The organism is Streptomyces sp. NPDC031132 (assembly GCF_055570595.1).
In genome coordinates this window covers 21,929-42,948 of record NZ_JBVIGX010000037.1, presented here as the reverse complement: position 1 = coordinate 42,948, position 21,020 = coordinate 21,929, and the positions used below count along the sequence as shown (strand labels likewise).

General features: G+C 72.6%; 17 protein-coding genes. 12 read left to right on the top strand and 5 right to left on the bottom strand.

Annotated features, from left to right (window positions below):
• Positions 1 to 208: 208 nt before the first annotated feature.
• Positions 209 to 859 carry a hypothetical protein gene (locus ACZ49B_RS33345; protein ID WP_468313375.1) on the top strand — a complete coding sequence of 217 codons (651 nt, stop codon included), beginning with the start codon at positions 209 to 211 and terminating at the stop codon, positions 857 to 859.
• 126 nt (positions 860 to 985) lie between these two features.
• Positions 986 to 1,867: a pirin family protein gene (locus ACZ49B_RS33340; protein WP_468313373.1), complete on the top strand. Its 882-nt coding sequence runs from the start codon at positions 986 to 988 to the stop codon at positions 1,865 to 1,867.
• Between the two features lie 50 nt (positions 1,868 to 1,917).
• Here ACZ49B_RS33340 and ACZ49B_RS33335 read toward each other — a convergent pair whose 3' ends face one another.
• Positions 1,918 to 3,621, bottom strand: a complete 1,704-nt coding sequence (locus ACZ49B_RS33335) for an Ig-like domain-containing protein (protein ID WP_468313361.1) — start codon at positions 3,619 to 3,621, stop codon at positions 1,918 to 1,920.
• 193 nt (positions 3,622 to 3,814) lie between these two features.
• Complete coding sequence (locus ACZ49B_RS33330) at positions 3,815 to 4,894, bottom strand: hypothetical protein (RefSeq protein WP_468313358.1); 1,080 nt, start codon at positions 4,892 to 4,894, stop codon at positions 3,815 to 3,817.
• Between the two features lie 660 nt (positions 4,895 to 5,554).
• On the opposite strand from ACZ49B_RS33330, the gene ACZ49B_RS33325 reads away from it, so the two are divergent.
• Positions 5,555 to 5,914, top strand: a complete 360-nt coding sequence (locus ACZ49B_RS33325) for a DUF6204 family protein (RefSeq protein ID WP_468313355.1) — start codon at positions 5,555 to 5,557, stop codon at positions 5,912 to 5,914.
• A gap of 191 nt (positions 5,915 to 6,105) precedes the next feature.
• Entirely contained in the window at positions 6,106 to 6,864 is a 759-nt protein-coding gene (locus ACZ49B_RS33320) for a hypothetical protein (RefSeq protein ID WP_468313353.1), read from the top strand.
• Between the two features lie 66 nt (positions 6,865 to 6,930).
• On the opposite strand, the gene ACZ49B_RS33315 is transcribed toward ACZ49B_RS33320, so the two are convergent.
• Positions 6,931 to 8,448: an MFS transporter gene (locus ACZ49B_RS33315; RefSeq protein ID WP_468313350.1), complete on the bottom strand. Its 1,518-nt coding sequence runs from the start codon at positions 8,446 to 8,448 to the stop codon at positions 6,931 to 6,933.
• A 136-nt stretch (positions 8,449 to 8,584) separates the two neighbouring features.
• On the opposite strand from ACZ49B_RS33315, the gene ACZ49B_RS33310 reads away from it, so the two are divergent.
• The gene (locus tag ACZ49B_RS33310) at positions 8,585 to 9,025 is read left to right on the top strand and encodes a MarR family winged helix-turn-helix transcriptional regulator (RefSeq protein WP_468313347.1); all 441 of its coding nucleotides are present in this window, start codon (positions 8,585 to 8,587) and stop codon (positions 9,023 to 9,025) included.
• 81 nt (positions 9,026 to 9,106) lie between these two features.
• Here the strand turns inward: ACZ49B_RS33310 and galT are convergent, their stop codons facing one another.
• The gene (gene galT / locus ACZ49B_RS33305; RefSeq protein WP_468313419.1) at positions 9,107 to 10,153 is read right to left on the bottom strand and encodes a galactose-1-phosphate uridylyltransferase; all 1,047 of its coding nucleotides are present in this window, start codon (positions 10,151 to 10,153) and stop codon (positions 9,107 to 9,109) included.
• On the bottom strand, positions 10,150 to 10,974 hold the full coding sequence (locus tag ACZ49B_RS33300) for a DeoR/GlpR family DNA-binding transcription regulator (protein WP_468313344.1): 825 nt from the start codon (positions 10,972 to 10,974) through the stop codon (positions 10,150 to 10,152). The genes galT and ACZ49B_RS33300 overlap by 4 nt, the downstream gene beginning before the upstream one ends.
• A gap of 511 nt (positions 10,975 to 11,485) precedes the next feature.
• On the opposite strand from ACZ49B_RS33300, the gene ACZ49B_RS33295 reads away from it, so the two are divergent.
• The 7 genes from ACZ49B_RS33295 (at position 11,486) to ACZ49B_RS33265 (ending at position 20,856) form a co-directional block, all read left to right on the top strand.
• A complete protein-coding gene (locus ACZ49B_RS33295) occupies positions 11,486 to 13,012 on the top strand; it encodes an NPCBM/NEW2 domain-containing protein (protein WP_468313416.1) in 1,527 nt (508 codons plus the stop codon).
• A 59-nt stretch (positions 13,013 to 13,071) separates the two neighbouring features.
• A complete protein-coding gene (locus ACZ49B_RS33290; RefSeq protein WP_468313341.1) occupies positions 13,072 to 14,127 on the top strand; it encodes a substrate-binding domain-containing protein in 1,056 nt (351 codons plus the stop codon).
• A complete protein-coding gene (locus ACZ49B_RS33285; RefSeq protein WP_468313338.1) occupies positions 14,124 to 15,710 on the top strand; it encodes a sugar ABC transporter ATP-binding protein in 1,587 nt (528 codons plus the stop codon). The genes ACZ49B_RS33290 and ACZ49B_RS33285 overlap by 4 nt, the downstream gene beginning before the upstream one ends.
• Entirely contained in the window at positions 15,707 to 16,822 is a 1,116-nt protein-coding gene (locus tag ACZ49B_RS33280) for an ABC transporter permease (protein ID WP_468313336.1), read from the top strand. Before ACZ49B_RS33285 ends, ACZ49B_RS33280 begins: the two co-directional genes overlap by 4 nt.
• Positions 16,823 to 17,023: 201 nt before the next feature.
• Positions 17,024 to 18,457, top strand: coding sequence for a glycoside hydrolase family 16 protein (locus tag ACZ49B_RS33275; protein ID WP_468313333.1), 1,434 nt, complete (start codon positions 17,024 to 17,026; stop codon positions 18,455 to 18,457).
• Between the two features lie 29 nt (positions 18,458 to 18,486).
• A complete protein-coding gene (locus ACZ49B_RS33270; protein ID WP_468313330.1) occupies positions 18,487 to 19,701 on the top strand; it encodes a glycoside hydrolase family 64 protein in 1,215 nt (404 codons plus the stop codon).
• Between the two features lie 111 nt (positions 19,702 to 19,812).
• Positions 19,813 to 20,856, top strand: coding sequence for a LacI family DNA-binding transcriptional regulator (locus ACZ49B_RS33265; RefSeq protein WP_468313328.1), 1,044 nt, complete (start codon positions 19,813 to 19,815; stop codon positions 20,854 to 20,856).
• The last annotated feature ends 164 nt before the right edge of the window (positions 20,857 to 21,020 follow it).

The following is a 21,020-nucleotide window of genomic DNA, read 5'->3' as shown; positions in this document are numbered from 1 at the left end:
TCCCCCCCCCCTCCCCCCCCCCCCCTCCTCCCCCCCCCCCTCCCCCACCCCCCCCCCCCCCCCCCCCCCCCCCCCCCCCGCCCCCCCCCCCCCCCCCCCCCCCCCCCCCCGGCCCCCTCATCTCCCGCACCACCGCTCAACTCCCGTACCACCGCTCAACTCCCGTACCACCGCTCATCGCATCCCACCGCACCAGGAGCACCCCACGATGCGTACTCGCCCCGCCTTCCCGGTCCGCACCGGACTCGGCTTCCTGTTCCTGTTCCTCGCCCAGGCCCTGGCCGTACCCACCGCCGCCCACGCCCACGGCGACACCGTCAAGGTCGTGGTGACCGGGCAGCGGGAAGGCCATGTCACCACCGAGATCACCTGGGAGAACGACGGGGACGCCATCGACGAGACGGTCGCCGCCACGGTGAACTCGACCAGCCCCGACGGCTCCCGCACGATGGGCCCCTGGCGGCTGGTCCGTGACACCGGCACGCGCACCGGCTGGAGCACGGCCGAGGTGCTGCCGCCCGGCACCTGGAAGGTCACCGTCGACGTGGGGTTCCCCTCCCTCGGCCACGCGGAGAAGGAGATCGCCGTACCGGTGGTCGACCCGGCGCCGTCCGGGGGCACGCCGAGCGCGGCCGCGCCGTCCGCGCCGGCCACTGCGGCGGTCCCGCCGGTGTCGTCCGCGTCGCCGGCCCCCGGGCAGGCGCAGAGCCCGTCGCCCGCGAGCGACCCGTCCGCGGCCCCGGCCGGCGAGGACGAGGACAGCACCGTCTGGTGGACCACGGCGGGTGTGGCCGTGATCGCCCTGGCCGGCGCCGCCGCCGGTGTCCTGCTGCGGCGTGCCCGGGCCCGCAAGCGCTGAGACCGACGGAGGAAGGCAGGCGGGAGGAGGGGGACGGGAGACGGGATGGCTGAAGCCGTCGGTACGACCTGACAACCAAACAGGACCGCGTTGACAGTGGAATTCGCCGTGCCGTTCATTCGGTACATGGACATCACCACCGCCGCCGTGCGCTCCACCACCCGCGTCGTCCGCCCCTTCCACACCTTCGAGGGCGAGGGCTTCCCCGTCCGCCGCCCGTTCCCGCAGCCGGAACTGCCGCTGGTCGACCCCTTCCTGATGGTCGACCAGGTCGGTCCGCACGTGCTCGGCCCGGGCCAGGCCAAGGGCGCGCCGCCGCACCCGCACCGCGGTTTCGAGACCATCCAGTACGTCATCGAAGGCGCGATGGAGGACATCGACTCCGAGGGGCACAAGCGCGTCATGAACCCCGGCGAGGTGCAGTGGCTCACCGCCGGGTCGGGGCTCGTCCACCTCGCCCGTCCCACCCCCGGGCTGCTCACCGACGGCGGCCCGCAGCACCTGCTCCAGATCTGGGTGAACCTGCCGGCCCGCCTCAAGGCGACGCCCCCGCGCGTCCAGTACGGCTCCGCCCCCGGGGACATCCCCACGGTCGCCACCGAGGACGGGGGCGCCGAGCTCACCGTGATCACCGGCACCACGCACGGAGTGAGCGGTCCGTTCGAGACCCACACCCCGGTGCTGGTCGTACACGCCCGCCTCAGGGCAGGCGGCCGCGCCGAGTTCACCGTCCCGGCCGGCCACAACGCCATGCTGTACGTGCTGTCCGGGACCGCCGCGACCCCCGACGCCCAGCTCCCCGACGGCCACCTCGCGATCCTCGGCCGGGACGCGGAGCGGTTCACGGTCGAGGCCCCCGGCGATGCGGCCGAGGTGCTGGTCCTGGCCGGCGAGCCGATCGGCGAGCCCGTGGCCCGCAGCGGCCCGTTCGTCATGAACACCGCCGCCGAGATCCGCCAGGCGCAGCTGGACTACCAGCACGGCCTGATGGGGCACATCGACATCTGAGACAGGACAGGGCCGCCCCGGGCGGGGGCGGCCCTGCCGTGGTCAGCGGCTCACGGGTGTCCGCACTGGCCCGAGCGCGGGCCCTCCACCGTGTTGTCGCTCTGCTGCGGGGCCGGGACGTTGGCGTCGCAGCGCAGCGGGCCGACGACCGTGTTGCCCGAGAACACGACGCCTCCGGTGTTGCCGTCCAGACTCACCGGACCCCGGATCGTGTTGCCGGCGCAGCCCGCGGCGGCATCGTCCGAACCGATCAGCACGGAGCCGGTGGTCCGCCCGGCGGTGACCGGTCCGGTGAGCTTCGACCCGCAGAACTCCACGGCCAGCGCGCCGTCACCGGAGACGGCGCCGGTGATCTCGGCGCCCGTCACGGCCAGCGCCCCGCCGGAGCGGACCGTGACCGGGCCGGTCTGGCTGCCGCCGGGTGCGATGCAGAGCGACTCGCCGGTGGCCACGGTCAGCGGGCCGCGGTGGGCCGTCGTGATGCACGGCCGGCTGAATCCGACCGTGACGTTCACGGCTCCCGCCGTGGAGCTGGGCGCGTACGCCGGGTCGCCGCTGTAGGTGGCGGTGACCGCGTGCGCGCCGGGACGGAAGCCGCTGGTCTTGAACTCGGCCCGGCCGCCGGTCAGTGGCACCGCCGCCAGCTGCTTCGTCCCGTCGGAGAACGTGACCGTTCCGCTCGGGGTGCCCGCGGCGGGGTTCGCCGGCGCGACGGCCGCGGTGAGCGTGACCGTGTGGCCGAACAGCGGGGTGGCCGTGTCCGCGATGAGCGCGAGCGTCGTCCCGTACCGGAAGGAGACGACCGCCTTGCCGTTGCCGCGGTTCACGCCCTGGAGGAGGGAGACGTCGGTCGCGGAGGGCGCCGCGAAGCTGCTGCCCCCGCCGCCGCCGGCGCCGTACAGGTTGCCGGGGTTCCCGCCGCCGGAGCCGCCCGCGCCGCCGAAGTAGCCGCCGCCACCCCCGCCGCCGCCGTTGCCGCCGCGGCCGCCGTTGCCGCCCGGGCCGCCGCTGCCGGGGTTGAGCTGCCCGGTGTTGGGGTCGATGTCCCCGCCCGCGGTGCCCGGTCCGCCCTGGGCGGAGTTGGGGCTGCCGGTGCCGTGGGCGCGCTGGGTTCCGCCGCCGCCGGCAACGCCGGAGCCGACGGGGCCGCCGCCCTGGCCGCCGCTTTCGGCCTCGAGGCCGCCGCCGTTGCCGCCGTGCAGCAGGGGGCCGCCGTTGCCCGCGCCCCCGCCGCCGCCCGCGACCAGGATCCGGTCGGCCGGGCCGAAGGCGCCGACCCGTACGTCGGATCCGCCGCCGCCGGATCCGCCGCCGCCGTGCGCACCGCCGCCGCCGGCTCCGTGCCCGGTGCCGCCGGGCCGGGCGTACTCGCCGTGCCGGGAGGTGCCGGAGCTGCCGGCCGCGCCCAGGGTGATCTGGATGCTCTGCCCGGCGCTCACGGCGAGGGTCGCGCGGGTCTCGCCGCCGAGTCCGCCGGGGGATCCGCCGTTCGGCGGGTTCGGTTCGACGAAGCCGGCTGCGCTGCCGCCTTCGGCGCCGGACAGGTCGACCCTGATCGAGCCGACCCCGTCCGGCACCGTGAAGGAGTCCGTCCCGGCGGTGGCGTACGTACAGCTGGGCGGCGAGGCGTTGAAGACGCCGGAGGCGCCGCAGGGCGAGGCCGGGGCCGCCGGGTCTGCGGCGGCGAGGGGTACGACGACGGCGGCGAGCAGGCCGGTCGCGCTGAGCACGATCGCCGTCTTCGATGTGGACATGCGCGTACGAGGGGTGGCGCGCGGGGTGGAGCGTGGGGTCGAACGGCGTTTCATGGGAAGGGACGCTGCCTCTCCGGGCCCGCTGAGGGGTGACCGAGGTGGAATGGGGTGACCGGCGGGCGGGCAGGCCCGCTGCCGTGCCCGCCTGCCGGTCGGGGTTGACGCCCTGTCAGGCGTCCTGTCAGGCGATCCGTCAGACGCCGTCGTCGGCGCAGAGGGCCCAGGCGTCGGAGTACGTGCCCGGCGAGCTGCCGCCCCCGGTGTGGGTGAAGGCCGTCCAGTAGGACGCGGTGGTGGTCCCGTCACTGACCGGGGTGCCGCCGGAGTCGCTGGGGTAGCTGCCGTTGAGGTGGTCGCCGACGGAGCCGGGGCCCGTGAAGTCGGTGGTCGTCACGCTGCCGCCGCTGATGGCGGCGCCCCCGCTGACCAGCTTGCCGTCGTTGCCGCCGCAGCCGACCGTCACCGTCTGGCCGGCGGTCGCCGAGGTCGGGCCGCTCACCTCGGTGAAGCGCACCTTCACGGTGGTACCGCTGATGTTGATGTTGTTGCCGCTGCAGATGGCGTACGCGTAGGTGGTGTTGTTGCTGTTGCCACCGCCGCCGTTCCAGCCGACGGCGGCCCAGGAGTCGGGGTTGGTCTCGCCGTCGGCGGCCGCCTTCTGGCCGAAGTCGTGCCCGGCGTTGTTGAAGGTGGGGTAGCTGGCGATCGGCTTGAGGCTGCCGACACTGGCCGGGGTGATCCGGGCGCCGCCGCCGAGCAGGCGGGTGTTGGCCGGGCAGGTCGCGACGACCAGGCCGACGGTTCCGCTGGTGGTGGGCCCGGCGATCTTGTTCATGACCACCTGGGTGTGGTTGATCAGGTTGCTCGTGAAGCACATCGCGTACGGGGTGCTGGAGAACGAGGCGTTGACCGCTCCGCCGCTGCCGCCGATGCCGAGCCAGTGGGTCACGTCGGTGCCGACGACCCCGGTCGTGCCGAGGTACTCGGTGCTGCCGTCGGGGCTCGGCGAGGTGCCGTTGATCTTGTTGCCGTTCGACGAGGTTCCGGTGCCGGTGGCCTGGTTGATCCCGCCTCCGGAGACGAGGCCGCTGCTGCAGTCCGCGTGGGTGGAGATCTCGGCGAAGGTCGCCGCGGGTCCGGCAGTGGCCCCGGGGGTCTTCACGGTGACGCTGACGGTGTTGGCGTATGCGGTGCCCGGTATGGCCAGGGCGAGTACGGCGCCCAGGACCAGCGCCTTGCCTGCGGCGTGACGCCACTGAAGTCCCGTTATCACTTGTGTTCTCCCCATCTGATAGGCGACGAAGGCGGCATGGTTCGGTGTCCGTCGGCTGAGAACCGGACGTCGTCGATGTGCTGGTCACCGCGACGGATGCGCCCCGGGGTGACGGGGGCGCCGACGTCGTCGGTGCGGAAGTGCCACGGCATCACAACGGCTGCCTGCTTCGCGGATGTAGGCCGCTCAGCGGCAGGTCACGGGTGCGGACCGGCCATGTCGCCACCCTCGTCTCGGAGTCGCGCATGCGGACTCTAACAGGGTCCAAGCCGGCATCTACCTAGGTGTTTCACGGGATGGACTGGCAGATGCGGAACCATGAAATTGCTTGCCCGGTGGATGCGGCGGCGCGGTCGGGCCGGGCTCCGATGTGACTTTCCAGTAGCCCCCGGCGCGCGGGGAGGCGGGCCGCGCACGGCATGCGGCTCCCGCAGGTCACGGCTGGGCGGCGGACCTAAGGCCGCCCAGCGGAACGCCGGCGCGGCAGATCGGCGGGACCGGAACAGCGCTGGTCGTTCGCGATGCCCGGCTGCGGCCGCCGTGGGGGTGCGGGGCGCACGACGGAGCGCGTACGCCGCTGTTCACTCCGGCGCATGCGCTCCCCGCCGGCCCGCAGAAATCCCGGTGCGCCGGCCGGTCCGTCCTGCCTAGGCTGCCGGGATGAGCACTCGCACCTTCCGGATCACTGTCCGCGGCTCCTTCGACGCCCTCACCGCCGACCAGCACGCCGAGCTGCTCGCCGCCGCGCCGGAGCACGACGTCCTGCACGCGGCCCACACCGCCGAGGGCCACCTCGCGTACGACCTGGCCTTCGGCCCCTTCTTCACCTTCCGCTTCCTCGACTCGGGCGAGGCCGAGGAGGACATCCTCGACGCGACGGCCCGCGCCGAGCTGGCGGCCGAGGGCTGGCTGACCGAGCGCGGCTACGGCTTCAAGCGCCTCACCTCCCGGGCCCAGGACCTCTCGCTGGCCCCGCTGAGCAAGCGCCAGCGCCAGGCGGCCGCCCGCGGCAGCGCCTGAGCTGCGGCACGACGGCGTCGTCGTTGACGAAGCGGTACATGCGCTTGTGCAACGCCGTGTTGTACACCTTGGCCGGCATCCGGTCGCAGGTGCGGGGCCGACCGTGCGTGGAGACGCCGTCGTCGCGCAGCGGCCACCGCCCCGGCCTGCGATAATCGCGTTTTCCGCACGATCTCGGGGGACGGCAACACATGTACGGGGTGGGGAACGAGCAGCGGTTCCGGCGCGCGGCAGGGGCCGTCGTCGGCGCCGCCGCACTGCTGGCGGGTACGGCGGGATGCAGCGGTTCGGGGACCGGAGAAACCGCGGCCGGTACGCCGACCGCCGGCGCCGTCGCGAGCCCGAGCGGTACGCCGGGGCCGGGAGCCGAGCGGCTCAAGGAGCTCATCGTCGCGGAGGGCGAGAAGTTCGGCCCGTACGAGGTCACGGAGCCGCTGCTCGACGAGCCGATGAGCGAGCTCTACGAGGCGCAGCCGGCGGCCTGCCAGCCGCTGACCGGTCTCGGCAAGGCGGGCCACACGGCCCAGGCGTACGCCAAGGCGAGCGTCCCGGGGAAGTTCCAGGCGGTGGGCACCGAGATCCTGCTGCGCTCGTACCGGGACGCCGGCGCCGCGGCCGCGGCCGTGAAGTCGCTGGCGGACGCGGGCGGCCGGTGCGCCGGCGGCTATACGGAGGACCGGGCGCTCGCGGAGGCGAAGGTGCTCAAGGTGGAGCCGGTCCAGGCTCCGGCGCTGGGCGACGAGGCGCGCGCGTACCGCATCGTGACGCAGGACGTGAAGGACCCGGGCATCTCGCTGTACAAGTACCTGACGCTGGTCCGCTCGGGGTCGGTCACGCTCGCGTTCCGGTCCGACGTCATCGACACCAAGGACTTCGGCGGGGTGCCGCAGGAGATCGTCACCGGGCAGTGGGAGAGGTTCGCGAAGGGAAGCGCCGCGTCCCCCTCGTAGGGCGGGCGCGGACATGGCGCGAGGGGACGGCATCCGCAAGCGGCGCCGCCCCCTCGAAGGACCGGGTCAGACGGCTTCGGCCGGCTCCGGCTGCAGCTCCTTCTCCGTCGCCTTCGCAGCGGCGGCGGGCTTGCTCACCTCGACGGTGCGCGGGCCGTGCGCCCCGCGCAGGCCGATCCAGCTGATCACCGCGACCAGGGCGAAGGCGACGGCCCCGATCCAGAAGGTGAGGGTGAACCCGGACTCGGCGGGCAGGGCCGGAACGCCTGCGGGCAGGTGCTCGATGGTCTTCGACGCCAGGATCGTGGTGACGATGGCGCTGCCGATCGCGCTGCCGGTGGAGCGGGAGATCGAGTTGATGCCGTTGGCGATGCCGCTCTGGTGGGGCGGGACGCTCGCCATGATGACGGCGGGCATGGCCGCGTAGCCGAAGCTGACGGCCGCACCGACGACCAGACCTGCACCGATCACGGAGAAGCTGTGCTGGTGGTCGAGCGCGAGCCAGCCGAAGCCGAGGGCGCCGAGTGCGGCGGCCAGGCCGAGGGCCACGCGCGGGCCGCGGTGGCGGACCAGCTGGCCGCCGACGGGCGAGGCGAGCAGCGAGACGATCGCGCCGGGCAGCAGGAACTGCACGGAGGCACGCAGGATGGACGCGTCGAACCCGTAGCCGGTGAGCTTCTCCGGCATCTGGACGAGGTAGGAGACGCCCAGGAAGTTCGCGAACATGCCGAAGCCGACGAGGATGCCGGCCAGGTTGGCCATGAGCACCGGGCGGTGGACGAACATCCGCATGTCCACGAGCGGCTCGCTGACCTTGAGCTCCGTGAAGACCCAGACGACGGTCATGACGGCGGCGCCGGCGAAGCTGCCCAGCGTACGGCCGGAGGTCCAGCCCCACTCGTGGCCCTGCGAGATGGGCAGCAGGAGCAGCAGGAGGGTGATGCCGAGGGTCAGCGCGCCGAGGAAGTCGGTGCGGCCGCCGGTCTTGTGCCGGGTCGCCGGGACCAGGAAGGCGACGGCGAGCAGGGCGAGCACCGCGAAGCCGGTCGCCATCCAGAAGGCGTTGCGGTAGTCGGCGTCAGAGCCGGAGGTGAGCAGACCGGTGGCGACGAGCGCCAGGCCGCTGCCGAAGGCGAGGGTGCCGCTGACCAGGGCCATCGCACCGGGGAGCTTCTGCGGGCGGACTTCCTCGCGCAGCACCGAGAGGGCGAGCGGGAAGATCGCGGTGGCGGCGCCCTGCAGGACGCGGCCCAGGATCAGCAGCGGGAGCGAGGTCGCGACGGCGGCGATGACGGAGCCGACGACCATGACGCCGAGCACGGCCACCAGCGTGGGCTTCTTGCCGTGCTGGTCGCCGAAGCGGCCGAGCAGCGGGGTGAAGACGGCGGCGGACAGCAGCGTGGCGGTGGTCACCCAGCTCACGTTGGCGGTCGAGGTGCCCAGGTCGGTGCGGATGAGGCCCAGGATCGGGACCGGCAGGGTCTGCATCATCGACACGACCATGGCGGCAAGGCTCAGGGCGAAGACGATGACCGTCTCGTTCCTGGTCTTGGCCTCGGCGGGTATGGGGGCGGCGGTGCTCATGGCGGCAGGACCTTCTTAGTGCTTCAGATCGCAGATGTTTGATGTCATCAAGTAACTCCGTAGACGGTAGACGTCAATAGTTAAGGAGGTCAAGTAAACAATTGACAATGTCAACCACCCGAGTACGCTCGACGGCATGAGCGCCACCACCCCCCACGCCCCCACCAAGCTCCAGCTCCTGGAACTGCTCGCCGCCATCGGAACCGCCCAGTGGCGCGACTTCGCGGCCGCCGCGGCCCACTACGGTCTGACCTCCACGCAGGCCCGTGTCCTCGCCCAGCTCGACGGCCCGCTGCCGATGCGCGGCCTCGCCACCCTCCTGGTGTGTGACGCATCGAACGTCACCGGGATCGTGGACCGGCTGGAGGCCCGTGAGCTGGTGCGCCGCGAGCCGGACCCTGCCGACCGCCGCGTCAAGAACGTCGTGGCGACGGACGCGGGCCGCGAGATCATCCGGCGCGTCCGCGAGGAGATGCAGGCCACCCACGGCGCGCTCGACACCCTCGACACGGCCGAGAGCGCGACCCTCTACGCCCTGCTGGAACGCCTGCGCCCGACCATGGAGAAGGACGCGTAAGCACGCCGCGCACCGGGAGGCGGTCGGTCACGCCTCACACCGGGAGGCGGCCGGTCACGCCTCACACCGGGAGGCGGCCGGTCACGCCTCGCGCAGTGTCGCGGCCGCGCGCTCCGGGGCGATGTCGTTGACGAACTGGCCCATCCCGGATTCGGTCCCGGCCAGGTGCTTGAGCTTGTCGGCGGCCCGCCGGGTGGTGAACAGCTCCAGGTGCAGGGCGTACAGGTCCCGGCCGGTGCGTACGGGGGCCTGGTGCCAGGCCGAGATGTACGGGGCCGGCGCCGCGAAGAGCCGGTCGAAGCGGCCCAGCAGATCCAGGTGGAGGTCGGCCAGCTCGGCCTGCTCGTCCTCGGTCAGGGCGAGCAGGTCGGGGACGCGCCGGTGCGGGTAGAGGTGCACCTCGTACGGCCAGCGCGCGGCCTCCGGCACGAAGGCGCTCCAGCGCTCCCCCGCGACCACCACCCGGCGGCCGTCGGCCAGCGCCTCGTCGCGGACCTCGTCGAAGAGGTTGCGCCCGGTGGCCGCCTGGTGGCGGGAGACGGTGTCCAGCATGCGCCGGGTGCGCGGGGTGAGGACGGGCAGCGCGTAGACCTGGCCGTGCGGATGGGCGAGCGTGACGCCGATCTCGGGGCCGCGGTTCTCGAAGCAGTAGACCTGTTCCACGCCGGGGAGTGCGGCGAGCTCGGCGGTGCGGTCGGCCAGGGCCGCGATGACCGTACGGACCTGCGCCGGGCCGAGGTCGGCGTACGAGGCCTCGTGGTCGGGGCTGAAGCAGACGACCTCGCAGCGGCCCCCGCCCGGTCCGGACAGGGCCGGGAAACGGTTCTCGAAGACGGCGACCTGGTAGTCGGGGGCCGGTATCTCGGTGGGCCGGCCCGGGGCCGACGGACAGAGCGGGCACTGGTCCGCGGGCGGCAGGTGGGTGCGGCCCTGGCGGTGTGAGGCGATCACCACCCACTCGTCGAGGAGCCGGTCGTGGCGCCGCTCGGAAAGCGTCGCGGTGGGCGGCAGGCCGCGGGAGTCCGCGAGGGCGCGTACGGGTTCCCCGACAGCGGTCTCCGCGTCGGTCGCGGCGTCGTAGTAGATCAGCTCCCGCCCGTCGGACAGGGTCGTACGGGTCTTCCTCACCACGGGCGCTCCGGCGCGGGACCGGCGGCCAGCAGGACTTCGCCGACGCGCTCGCCGACCGCGGCGGCCTCCTCCCGCGGGAGGCGGTCGGTGACCAGTACGTCGACCTCCTCCAGGGCGGCGAAGGTGGTGAGCCCCACGGTCGACCACTTCGTGTGGTCGGCGAGGAGCGCGGTGCGCCGCGCGGAGCGGAGGAAGGCCCGGTTGGTCTCCGCCTCGGCGAGGTTGGGCGTGGTCAGCCCGGTGTCGGCGCCCAGGCCGTGGCAGCCGAGGAAGAGCAGGTCGACGTGCAGGGACCGGATGGCCTGGTCGGCGATGGGGCCGACGAGGGCGTCCGACGGGGTCCGGATGCCGCCGGTGAGGATCACGGTGGTGGTGCTCCCGGCGCTGCCGGTCCGGCGGGCGGCCTCGAAGACCTCGGCCGTGCGGACCGAGTTGGTGACCACCGTCAGGTCGGTGATCTCGGTGAGCTCCCGGGCCAGGGCGTGGGTCGTGGTCCCGGCGGACAGGGCGATGGCCGAACCCGGGGCCACGAGGGCGGCCGCCGACTTGGCGATGGCGTGCTTCGCCGCCGTCTCCCATTCCGACTTGGCCTCGAACCCGGGCTCGTGACTGCTGGCTTCGTCGCCGAGCACCGCGCCGCCGTGCACCTTGCGCAGCAGGCCCTCGCGGGCGAGGACGTCCAGGTCGCGGCGGACGGTCATGTCGGAGACGTTCAGGGAGCGGGTCAGCTCGTTCACGCGCACCCCGCCGCGCCGGCGGACCTCGTCGAGGATGAGGGCGCGGCGCTGATGGGCCAGCAGACTGCCGGGATCGGCCATGCGGCGGTTCCTCTCCTGGGGCGCTGGGGCACGGGGGCGCTGGGGCACGGGGGCGCTGGGGCACGGGGGCACCCGCGTCCCCGGTCAGCAGAAGCATCCTGACCGATCCGACAGAAGTCAACAGACCTCAACAAAGGCGCAGTTGGGGGCCCGTGGCCGCTGACAGGGCCGCGGATCGACACGGTCCGCCGTCTTGACATGTCCCTGCGGCGGCAGTGTGATGTGGGCCTTCCCGTTGGAGTCCGTTCGTTCCTGAGGACTTCTGCCGGGCCGACGCACCGTCAGGGCTCATTTCCGCACACGCCCTCCCGGATTCCCCGGGCCCCCCTCCCCCCAGGAGCCGTCTGTGCACACGTTACGAAGCGCCGTCGCCCGCCGCCTGACCGCGGCGCTCGCGGCCCTGCCCTTACTGGCCCCGGCGGCGGGGGCCGCCGCGCTGGCCGGTACCGCCGTCGTCGCGGCCGCCTCTCCCGCCGCCGCCGTGCCCGACGGACAGGCACTGACCCCGCCCATGGGGTTCAACAACTGGAACTCCACCCACTGCCGGGCCGAGTTCAACGAGGCGATGGTCAAGGGCATCGCCGATCTCTTCGTCGCCAAGGGCCTCAAGGCCGCCGGCTACCAGTACGTCAACCTCGACGACTGCTGGGCCCTGCCGAACCGGGACGCCTCGGGCAACCTCGTCGCCGACCCCGTCCGCTTCCCCGGCGGAATCAAGGCCCTGGCGGACTACGTGCACTCCAAGGGTCTGAAGTTCGGCATCTACACCAGCGCCGGCACCAAGACCTGCGACACCGCGGGCTTCCCCGGCGGCCTCGGCCACGAGCAGCAGGACGCCGACCTGTTCGCCTCGTTCGGGGTCGACTACCTCAAGTACGACAACTGCAACAACCAGGGCGTGGACGCGAAGAAGCGGTACACGGACATGGCCGAGGCGCTGAAGAAGACGGGCCGTCCGATCGTCTTCTCGCTGTGCGAGTGGGGCGAGAACCAGCCGTGGACCTGGGCGTCGAGCCTCGGCCACCTCTGGCGCACCACCGGGGACATCAGTGACAACTGGTCCTCGATGATCTCCATCGCCCACAGGAACCAGCCCCTCGCGCCGTACGCGGGCCCCGGCCGGTGGAACGACCCGGACATGCTCGAGGTCGGCAACGGCGGCATGACCGCCACCGAGTACCGCACGCACTTCACCCTCTGGTCGATGATGTCGGCGCCATTGCTGATCGGCAGCGACCTGCGCAGGGCGACGGCCGAGACCTTCGACATCCTCTCCAACCCCGATGTCATCGCAGTGGACCAGGACGGCCTGGGCAAGCAGGGCACGGTGGTCTCCGGCTCGGGCGGCCTCGTGGTGATGGCCAAGGAGCTGGCCAACGGCGACCGGGCGCTCTCCCTGACCAACGAGACCGGCTCCACCGCCACGATCTCCGCGAGGACGGACGCCCTCGGCATCGGCAACCGGGCCCCCTACGCCCTCAAGGAGTTGTGGACCAAGGCGGCGTCGACCAACACCAGCGGCACCGTCAGTGCGTCGGTCGCCCCGCACGCCACCGTCGTCTACCGGATCACCCCGGGACCGGCGCCGCTCCCGCCGGCCGGCACCTCCCACCTGTCCGACCTGCCCTGGACCGGTGCGAGCAGCGGCTGGGGCCCGGTGGAGAAGGACCGGAGCAACGGTGAGCAGGCCGCCGGCGACGGCAGGACCCTGACCGTGGGCGGCGCCGCGTACACCAAGGGCCTGGGGGTCCACGCGGCCAGCACCGTGACCTACCACCTCGGCGGCAGGTGCACCGGCCTGACGGTGGACGTCGGCGTCGACGACGAGAGTTCCCGCACCGGTGCGGTCGCCTTCCAGGTCTACCGGGACACCACCAAGGTCGCGGACAGCGGTGTCGTCACCACGGCGGACGCGCCCCGGAAGCTCACCGCCGATCTGACCGGCGGTCAGACGCTGCGCCTCGTCGTCACCGACGGCGGCAACGGCATCGACTACGACCACGCGGACTGGGCGGCGCCCCGGCTCACCTGCAACTGACCTGCCCACCTGCCGACTTGCTGATCCGCTGACCCGGCCCGATGAGGGAGCACTCGTACATGTCCATGATCCGGTATCGCCGCGGCGCCGTCCTGACCGGCGCCCTCGCGCTGGCGCTCACCCTGGGGGCCTGCTCCTCCGGCAAGCCCACCCCCGCCCAGGGACCGGGAGCGGGTACGGGCAAGAAGACGGACGGTCCGATATCCATCGCCTACCTGCAGAAGCAGGGCGACCAGGAGTACTTCGTCTCCGAGGCCGCGGGCGCCAAGAAGAAGGCCGACGAGCTCGGCATCAAGCTCACCGTGGTCAACCTCGGCAACGACGCCTCCAAGACGATCACCGAGGTCAAGTCGGCGATCGCCCAGAAGAACTCGGGCATCATCATCGTCGTTCCGGAGTCGGCGGTCGGCCCGCAGGTCGCCGCCGAGGCCACGAAGGCCGGGATCCCGCTGCTCACCTCCGACGACCAGGTGTGCGTGAGCGGGCCCAAGCCCGCGGCCTGCGGCAAGGCCGATCTGGTCGCGCGCGTGGGCTTCTCGGGGGGCCAGATGGGCGGCGAGGTCGGCAAGCGGGCCGCCGCCGAGTTCGCGAAGGCGGGCTGGAGCCCCGCGGACACCCGGATCATCTACGCCTGGAAGCAGGACACCACCGTCTGCACCGACCGGATCAACGGCGCCAAGGCCGCCTGGAAGGAGGCGGGCGGCCCCGAGGTCCAGACGATCGAGCTCGGTACGGACAACACCCCGGCGGGCGCGCAGGCCAAGGTCGGGGCGAGCGTGACGGCCAACCAGGGCGTCAGGCACTGGGTGGTCATGGGCTGCAACGACGAGAACGTATCCGGCGGGGTCAAGGGCCTGAACAACGCGGGCGTCAAGGGCTCGGACATCGTCGGTGTCGGCCTAGGCGCCTATCTGGCCTGCAAGGACTGGCAGGCGGGCGCCGACAACGGGATGAAGGCCGCGCTCTACATCCCCGGCGACGAGGTCGGCAAGCTGGCCGTCCAGGCCATGTACGACCGGCTCAGGAACGGTACGGAGTTCGCTCCGGAGGCCTTCGCCCCGACCAGGATGGTCGACGCGGGCACCTGGCGGGACGCCGGATTCGGCTGCAAGTGACGACCCCCGCCCTCTCACCGACCCCCAGCCCCGCCCCCACCCCCGTGACGGCGCCCGGACTGCGCGTGGCCGGCGTCGCCAAGAGCTTCGCCGGGGTCCCTGCCCTGAGCGACGTCAGCCTGGACTTCCCGGCCGGCTCGGTCACCGCGCTGATGGGCGAGAACGGCGCGGGCAAGTCCACCCTGCTGAAGATCGTCTGCGGCGACCACCCGGCCGACTCCGGCACGGTTCACCTCGACGGCGCCGAGGTGCGGCTGCGCTCCCCGGCCGACGCCCGTGCCGCCGGCATCCGGCTCATCCCCCAGGAGCCGGAGATCGTCCCGCACCTCACGGTCGCCGAGAACGTCTACCTCGGCGCCCTCCCCGTCCGCGCCGGCCGCCGCTTCGACCGGGCGGCCCTGCGCCGCCGGCTGAGGGAGGACCTGGTCCGGATCGGCTTCGAGAAGGTCCTCGACGCGGACGCACCCGGTATCCGCCTCACCCCGGCCCAGCGCCAACTGGTGGAGATCCTGCGGGCGTTGACGGGCGAGGCGAAGGTGGTGGCCTTTGACGAACCCACCTCCTCCCTCTCCGCGCACGAGGTGGAGGCCCTGTTCTCGCTGATCCGCCGACTGCGCGACCAGGGGCTCGCCGTCATCTACGTGTCCCACCGCATGCAGGAGATCTTCCGGCTGGCCGACCGGGTCGCCGTCCTGCGCGACGGGGCGCTGGTCGGCGTCAAGGCCGCCGCCGCCACGGGCGAGGGGGACATCGTACGGATGATGGTCGGCCGGGACCTGTCCGTCACCGGGAGGGGTTCCGCCCGGCCGCACGTGGCCACCGACCGGGTCGTCCTGGACGTGCGCGAGGTGACCACCGACGACGTACGCGGAATCAGCCTCCAGGTCCGGGCGGGGGAGGTGGTGGCCCTGGCCGGGCTGGTCGGCGCCGGGCGCTCCGAGCTGGCCCGCGCCCTGATCGGCGACCTCCCGCTGCGCGGGGGAACGGTCTCGGTGCGGGGCGCGGAACTGCGGCTGCGCCGACCGTCCGACGCGATCCGCGCGGGCATCGGCCTCGCCCCCGAGGAGCGCAAGGCGCAGGCGCTGTTCCTGGACAGGTCGGTCCGGGACAACATCACGCTCGTCGTGCTGGACCGGCTGCGCCGACTGCGCTTCGTGCGGCGGACGGCCGAGCAGGAGCTCGCCCGCGAGTACACCGGCCGGCTGCGCGTGCGCACCCCGTCCGTGGAGCGTCAGGTGCGCACGCTCTCGGGCGGCAACCAGCAGAAGGTGGTGCTCGCCCGCTGGCTGGCCCGCCGACCGGCCGTGCTGATCCTCGACGAGCCCACCCGCGGCATCGACGTCGGAGCCAAGGCCGAGATCTACCGGATCATCGCGGACCTCGCCGAGGCCGGGGTGGCGCTCCTGGTCATCTCCTCGGAGCTGCCCGAGGTGTTGGGGCTGGCCGACCGGGTGCTGGTGATGCAGGGCGGCCGGATCACCGGCGAGCTCGACCGGGCCGAGGCCACCGAGGAGGCCGTCCTCGCCCTGGCGATGGCCGACGACCTGACCACGACGGCGACGGGCAGCGGAGGAGCGAAGTGAACGCGGACACGGCGAACACGGCGAACACGACGACCGCAGGAGGCGGCATGTCCGACGGGACGGCCGACGAGGCGGCCGGTACGAGGGGCACCCCGGCCGGCACCGACCGGGGCGGGGCGGCCACGCGGCCCGGGCGGCGGATCGGCTCGCTCCTCGGCTCCGTCGGCGGTCAGAACCTCAGCCTGATCGGCGCCCTGGTGCTGGTGCTGGCCCTGTTCGGCTGGCTCAACCCCGCCTATCTCACCTGGGCCAACATCAAGGTCATCGGCGACGCGGTGACCATCTCCGGGCTGCTCGCCCTGGTCCAGACCGTGGTGATCATCTGCGGCGCGCTGGACATCTCCGTCGGCTCGCAGGTCGGCGTGGCCTCCGTGGTCTCCGCCATGGTCTTCACCTCCACCGGCGGGAGCGCCCTGCTCGGCATCGCCGCCGCACTCGGCGCCGGGCTGGTGGCCGGACTCCTCAACGGCGCCGTCATCGTCTTCGGCCGGGTCAACCCGGTCATCGCGACACTGGCCACCCTCGCCGCGTACAAGGGGGTCGCACAGCTGCTGTCCAAGGGCGCGGCGCAGGGGTACGTCAGCAACGACGACGTCTTCGTGTTCCTCGCGAACGGCTCGATCGCCGGAATCCCCGTGCTGCTGTGGGTGCTTGCCGTGGTCACCCTGGCCATCCACCTGCTGCTCAAGTCGACCGACATCGGCCGCAACATCTACGCCATCGGCGGCAACGACACCGCCGCCCGGCTGGCCGGGATCGACATCAACAAGTACCTGATCGCCGTCTACGGCCTGGCAGGGGTGGTCGCCGCGGTCGCCGGTGTCCTGCTCACCGCCCGGACCGGCTTCGGCCACCCCGTCTCCGGCAGCGAGGGCCTCGAGCTGAAGGCGATCACGGCCGCCGCCCTCGGCGGCTGCCTCCTGGCGGGCGGCAAGGGCGGGGTCGGCGGGACGCTGTTGGCCATCACCCTGCTCGGGGCGCTGGACAACGGCCTGACCGTGCAGGGCGTCAACCCGTTCTGGCAGAACGTCGCCCAGGGCGCCCTGCTCGTGGTGGCCGTCGTGATCCAGAAGCGGCGTGCCGGGGAGCGGGCGGTGGGGCTGCCCACTTGACGGGGGCCGGTACGAGGGGCGGCGCCGCGCTCATGCGGCCGCACCCCGTTACCACCCTTCAACCATTGAACTCCTGCCGCCCATTCGGGCGTTGACGGTTCGAAGTCTTGACGCCGGGGGACGTCGGGAGCACAGTGGCCAGCGGCTCCGCTTGAGAGCGCTCTCATGCAGCGGGCCGCTCCCCCCAGAGAGGGCACACCCATGCATCCCACATCCGGTAGAAAACGGTCGGCCGTCCGCCGGGCCGTCATCGCCGCGCTCAGCGCGATGGGCGTGGCCGCGGCGGCCGCCGCCGTGGTCACCCTGCCCGCCAACGCCGCCGCTCCGCCGCCCCCGGCGGGCTGGTCGCAGGTGTTCCTGGACGATTTCAACGGGGCCGCGGGCTCCGGCGTGAACACCGCCGACTGGCAGTACACCACCGGGACCAGCTACCCCGGCGGCCCCGCCAACTTCGGTACGGGCGAGGTCGAGACGATGACCTCGAGCACCGCGAACGTGGCGCTCGACGGCGCCGGCAACCTGCGGATCACCCCCCGCCGGGACGCCGCCGGCAACTGGACCTCCGGCCGCATCGAGACCCGGCGCGCCGATTTCCAGCCCCCGGCGGGCGGGAAACTGCGCACCGAGGCCCGGATACAGATGCCGAACGTCACGGGCGCTGCGGCGAAGGGCTACTGGCCGGCGTTCTGGATGCTGGGTGCGCCCTACCGCGGCAACTGGTGGAACTGGCCGGGCATCGGTGAGATCGACATCATGGAGAACGTCCAGGGCATCAACAACGTCTGGGCCACCCTGCACTGCGGCACCAGTCCCGGCGGCCCGTGCAACGAGACCTCCGGCATCGGCGGCCAGCGCGTCTGCCCGGGCACCAGCTGCCAGGCCGGCTTCCACACGTACGCCGTGGAGTGGGACCGGTCCACTGCCGTCGAGGAGATACGTTTCTCCGTCGACGGGAACACCTTCCACACCGTACGGGCGAACCAAGTCGACGCGGCCACGTGGGCCAACGCCACGAACCACGGCTACTTCATCATCCTGAACGTCGCCATGGGCGGCGGCTTCCCCGACGCCTTCGGCGGCGGCCCCGACGCGGGCACCCAGCCCGGCTACTCGATGGCCGTCGACTACGTCTCCGTCCTCCGCTCGACGGGCGGCACGACCCCGCCGACCACGCCCCCCACCACTCACCCGACGACACCGCCCACCACACCCCCGTCCGGCCACCGCGACGCGTACACCGCCATCGAGGCCGAGTCGTACGACGACCAGGCCGGGCTGGCGAAGGAGAACACCACCGACACCGGCGGCGGCCAGAACGTGAGCACGATCGCCAACGGCGACTGGGCCCTGTACAAGGGCGTGGACTTCGGCTCCAGCGCGGCGAGGCAGTTCAACGGCCGGGTCGCCGGCGGTGCGGCCGGCGGGGTCAGCGGGCTCGTCGAGGTCCGGCTGGACAGTCGAACCAGCCCGCCGATCGGCAGCTTCTCGGTCGCGAACACCGGCGGCTGGCAGAGCTGGAGGACCGTCCCTGCGAACATCAGCCCCGTCACCGGCACGCACGACGTCTACCTGACCTTCACCAGCGGCCAGAGCGCCGACTACGTGAACGTCAACTGGTTCGACTTCGGCCACTGACCAGGACCGACCGGACCGAGGAGACGCCCATGAACACCCGACAACGGCTCCCGCTGACCGCGCTGGCCGCGCTGATCGCCCTGCTGGGATTCGTCCTGCCGGCCCCGAACCGGGCCGCGGCGCACGACGCGCAGGGCGGGGCCGGGAGCTTCCCGATCACCTTCCAGAACAACACCCGTGGCACGTACGCCGATTCGCAGATCTTCGTCACCGTGCTCGGCCAGGTGACCCCGGGCCAGTGGTCGTACATGAAGCCCGACGGCTCCATGGCCCACATCAACCACCTCGACGCCACCGCGCCCGGCCACCTGGTCAAAAAGGGCGTCAACTACCCCAACATGTCGTTCACGCTGGCCCAGGTGGGCGGGACGGTGCCCTCCCCGGCATCGATCCGCGGGGGCCGGATCTACGTCTCCCTCGGCTCGCCCCTCTACCTCCCGGTCTCCCCCGACGACCAGGGCTGGGGCGGCCCCGACCTGCGCAACCCCCATGACCCGAACAGCGACGTGTACTACGACTGGTACGAGTACACGTACGTGCAGGGCCAGGTCGCGTTCGGCGGGAACACCACCCAGGTGGACCAGTTCGGCTTCCCGATGACCTCGCGGCTGCGCCAGACCTCCAGCGGCTACGACACCACCCGGGGCATCACCCGGACCCGCGCGGAGGTCATGCAGCAGTACGCGGCCACCGTCGGGGCCGCCTTCAAGCCGCTGCAGAACGGCTACCGCATCGTGGCGCCGCGTTCCTCGAACCTGTTCCTCGAGGGCGGCGCGCAGCAGCACCACCTCTCCACCGCCATCGACCAGGCCTGGGCCCACTACACCACCCGTCCGTTCACCCTGACCCGGCTCGGGGAGACCTTCTCCGGGCGGGTCTCCGGCTCCGTACTGACCTTCAGCAAGAACGGCGCGGGCCCCTTCACCCTCCACAAGCCGACCTCGCCGGACGTCATGGCCTGTGCGGGGGCGCTGGCCTCGGGCAACGACACCGAGAAGCAGCTCGCCGCGGAGTTCTGCGCCGCGTTCAACCGGGGTGTCGCCCTCGACACCACCGCCTGGTACAGCCCGGCCGCGTACTACGGCGGGACGGCGAAGAACGACTACGCCGGCTTCTTCCACACCGTCGGCCTGGACAAGCGGGCCTACGGGTTCCCGTACGACGACGTCAACGACCAGTCCTCCGTCCAGATCCTCGGCAACACCGCGCCGCCGACCGGACTGACCCTCGGCATCGGCTGGTGACTCAGGGGGTGTCCTGCCCCTGCCGCCGGAAGCGCTCTCAGGCTCCCGGCGGCAGGGGTTACCCTGCTGTTCGGCGAGCCAACAGCCCCCGGACACGCAGGAGGAGCGCCCGTGCCCGAACAGCTTCCCGGCCACCGGCCCACCCTCGAGGCCGTGGCGGAGCGCGCCGGGGTGTCCCGGGCCACCGCCTCCCGCGTCGTCAACGGCGGCGAGGGTGTCCGCGCACACCTCGTGGAGAAGGTCCGCGAGGCCGTACGGGAGCTCGGGTACGTGCCGAATCCCGCGGCCCGCACCCTCGTCACCCGGCGCACCGGGGCCGTCGCGGTGATCATCGCCGAGCCGGAGATCCGGATCTTCTCCGACCCCTTCTTCTCCCGCCAGATCCGCGGCATCAGCAAGGAACTGACCGCGCACGACACCCAGTTGGTCCTGCTGCTCGTGGAGGACCGGGGCGACTACGACCGCATCGAGCGCTATCTGGCCGGCGGCCACGTCGACGGGGCCCTCGCCTTCTCGCTGCACACCGACGACCCGCTGCCCGCGATCACCCGCCGCATCGGCATGCCCACGGTCTACGGCGGCCGGCCGGGCTGGACCGCCGGCTCCGGGGAGCACGGCGGTGTCGCGTACGTCGACGCGGACAACCGCGGGGGCGCCCGCGAGGCCGTGCGGTACCTGCTGGACCAGGGCCGGAAGCGGATCGCGCACATCGCGGGCCCGCTGGACCAGACCTCGGCGGTGGACCGGCTCGACGGCTACCGGGACGTACTGCTCGACGCCGATCCGGCGCTGATCGCGGAGGGGGACTTCACCGCGGCGGGCGGGGCCCTCGCGATGGCCGGGCTGCTGGAGCGCTGCCCGGACCTCGACGCGGTGTTCGCGGCGAACGACCTGATGGCGACGGGCGCCCTGCGGGTGCTGCGGGAGCGCGGCCTCGCCGTGCCGGGGGACGTGGCGCTGGTCGGCTTCGACGATGCCGAGCTGGTGGCGGAGACCGCCGATCCGCCGCTGACGACCGTGCGCCAGGACATCGAGGGCATGGGGCGTCTGATGGCGCGGCTGCTGCTGCGCACGCTGAACAAGGTCCAGGGCGAACGCAGCGTACCGGCCTCGGTGGTCACTCCGACGGCGCTGGTGCGGCGCGCCTCCGCGTGACGCGCACGACATGCGTCATCCACCCGATCCACGCGGTCCGCCGGGTCGGCGCGGCGTGAACTCGTCGTGTGACAGGGGTGATTGTGGACGAACGCGTGCTGTTGTGCGTACAACTCTTGACGGGGCCGGGGCTGCGGGTGCACGCTCCAGTCGCGCTCTGAGAG

Excerpts from the sequence above, each read along its gene's own strand:
- ACZ49B_RS33340 (WP_468313373.1), top strand. The coding sequence starts at position 986 with ATGGACATCACCACCGCCGCCGTGCGCTCCACCACCCGCGTCGTCCGC.
- ACZ49B_RS33325 (WP_468313355.1), top strand. The coding sequence starts at position 5,555 with ATGAGCACTCGCACCTTCCGGATCACTGTCCGCGGCTCCTTCGACGCC.
- ACZ49B_RS33290 (WP_468313341.1), top strand. The coding sequence starts at position 13,072 with ATGTCCATGATCCGGTATCGCCGCGGCGCCGTCCTGACCGGCGCCCTC.
- ACZ49B_RS33335 (WP_468313361.1), bottom strand. The coding sequence starts at position 3,621 with ATGTCCACATCGAAGACGGCGATCGTGCTCAGCGCGACCGGCCTGCTC.
- ACZ49B_RS33295 (WP_468313416.1), top strand. The coding sequence starts at position 11,486 with ATGGGGTTCAACAACTGGAACTCCACCCACTGCCGGGCCGAGTTCAAC.
- ACZ49B_RS33270 (WP_468313330.1), top strand. The coding sequence starts at position 18,487 with ATGAACACCCGACAACGGCTCCCGCTGACCGCGCTGGCCGCGCTGATC.
- ACZ49B_RS33320 (WP_468313353.1), top strand. The coding sequence starts at position 6,106 with ATGTACGGGGTGGGGAACGAGCAGCGGTTCCGGCGCGCGGCAGGGGCC.
- ACZ49B_RS33300 (WP_468313344.1), bottom strand. The coding sequence starts at position 10,974 with ATGGCCGATCCCGGCAGTCTGCTGGCCCATCAGCGCCGCGCCCTCATC.
- ACZ49B_RS33275 (WP_468313333.1), top strand. The coding sequence starts at position 17,024 with ATGCATCCCACATCCGGTAGAAAACGGTCGGCCGTCCGCCGGGCCGTC.
- ACZ49B_RS33345 (WP_468313375.1), top strand. The coding sequence starts at position 209 with ATGCGTACTCGCCCCGCCTTCCCGGTCCGCACCGGACTCGGCTTCCTG.
- ACZ49B_RS33315 (WP_468313350.1), bottom strand. The coding sequence starts at position 8,448 with ATGAGCACCGCCGCCCCCATACCCGCCGAGGCCAAGACCAGGAACGAG.
- ACZ49B_RS33310 (WP_468313347.1), top strand. The coding sequence starts at position 8,585 with ATGAGCGCCACCACCCCCCACGCCCCCACCAAGCTCCAGCTCCTGGAA.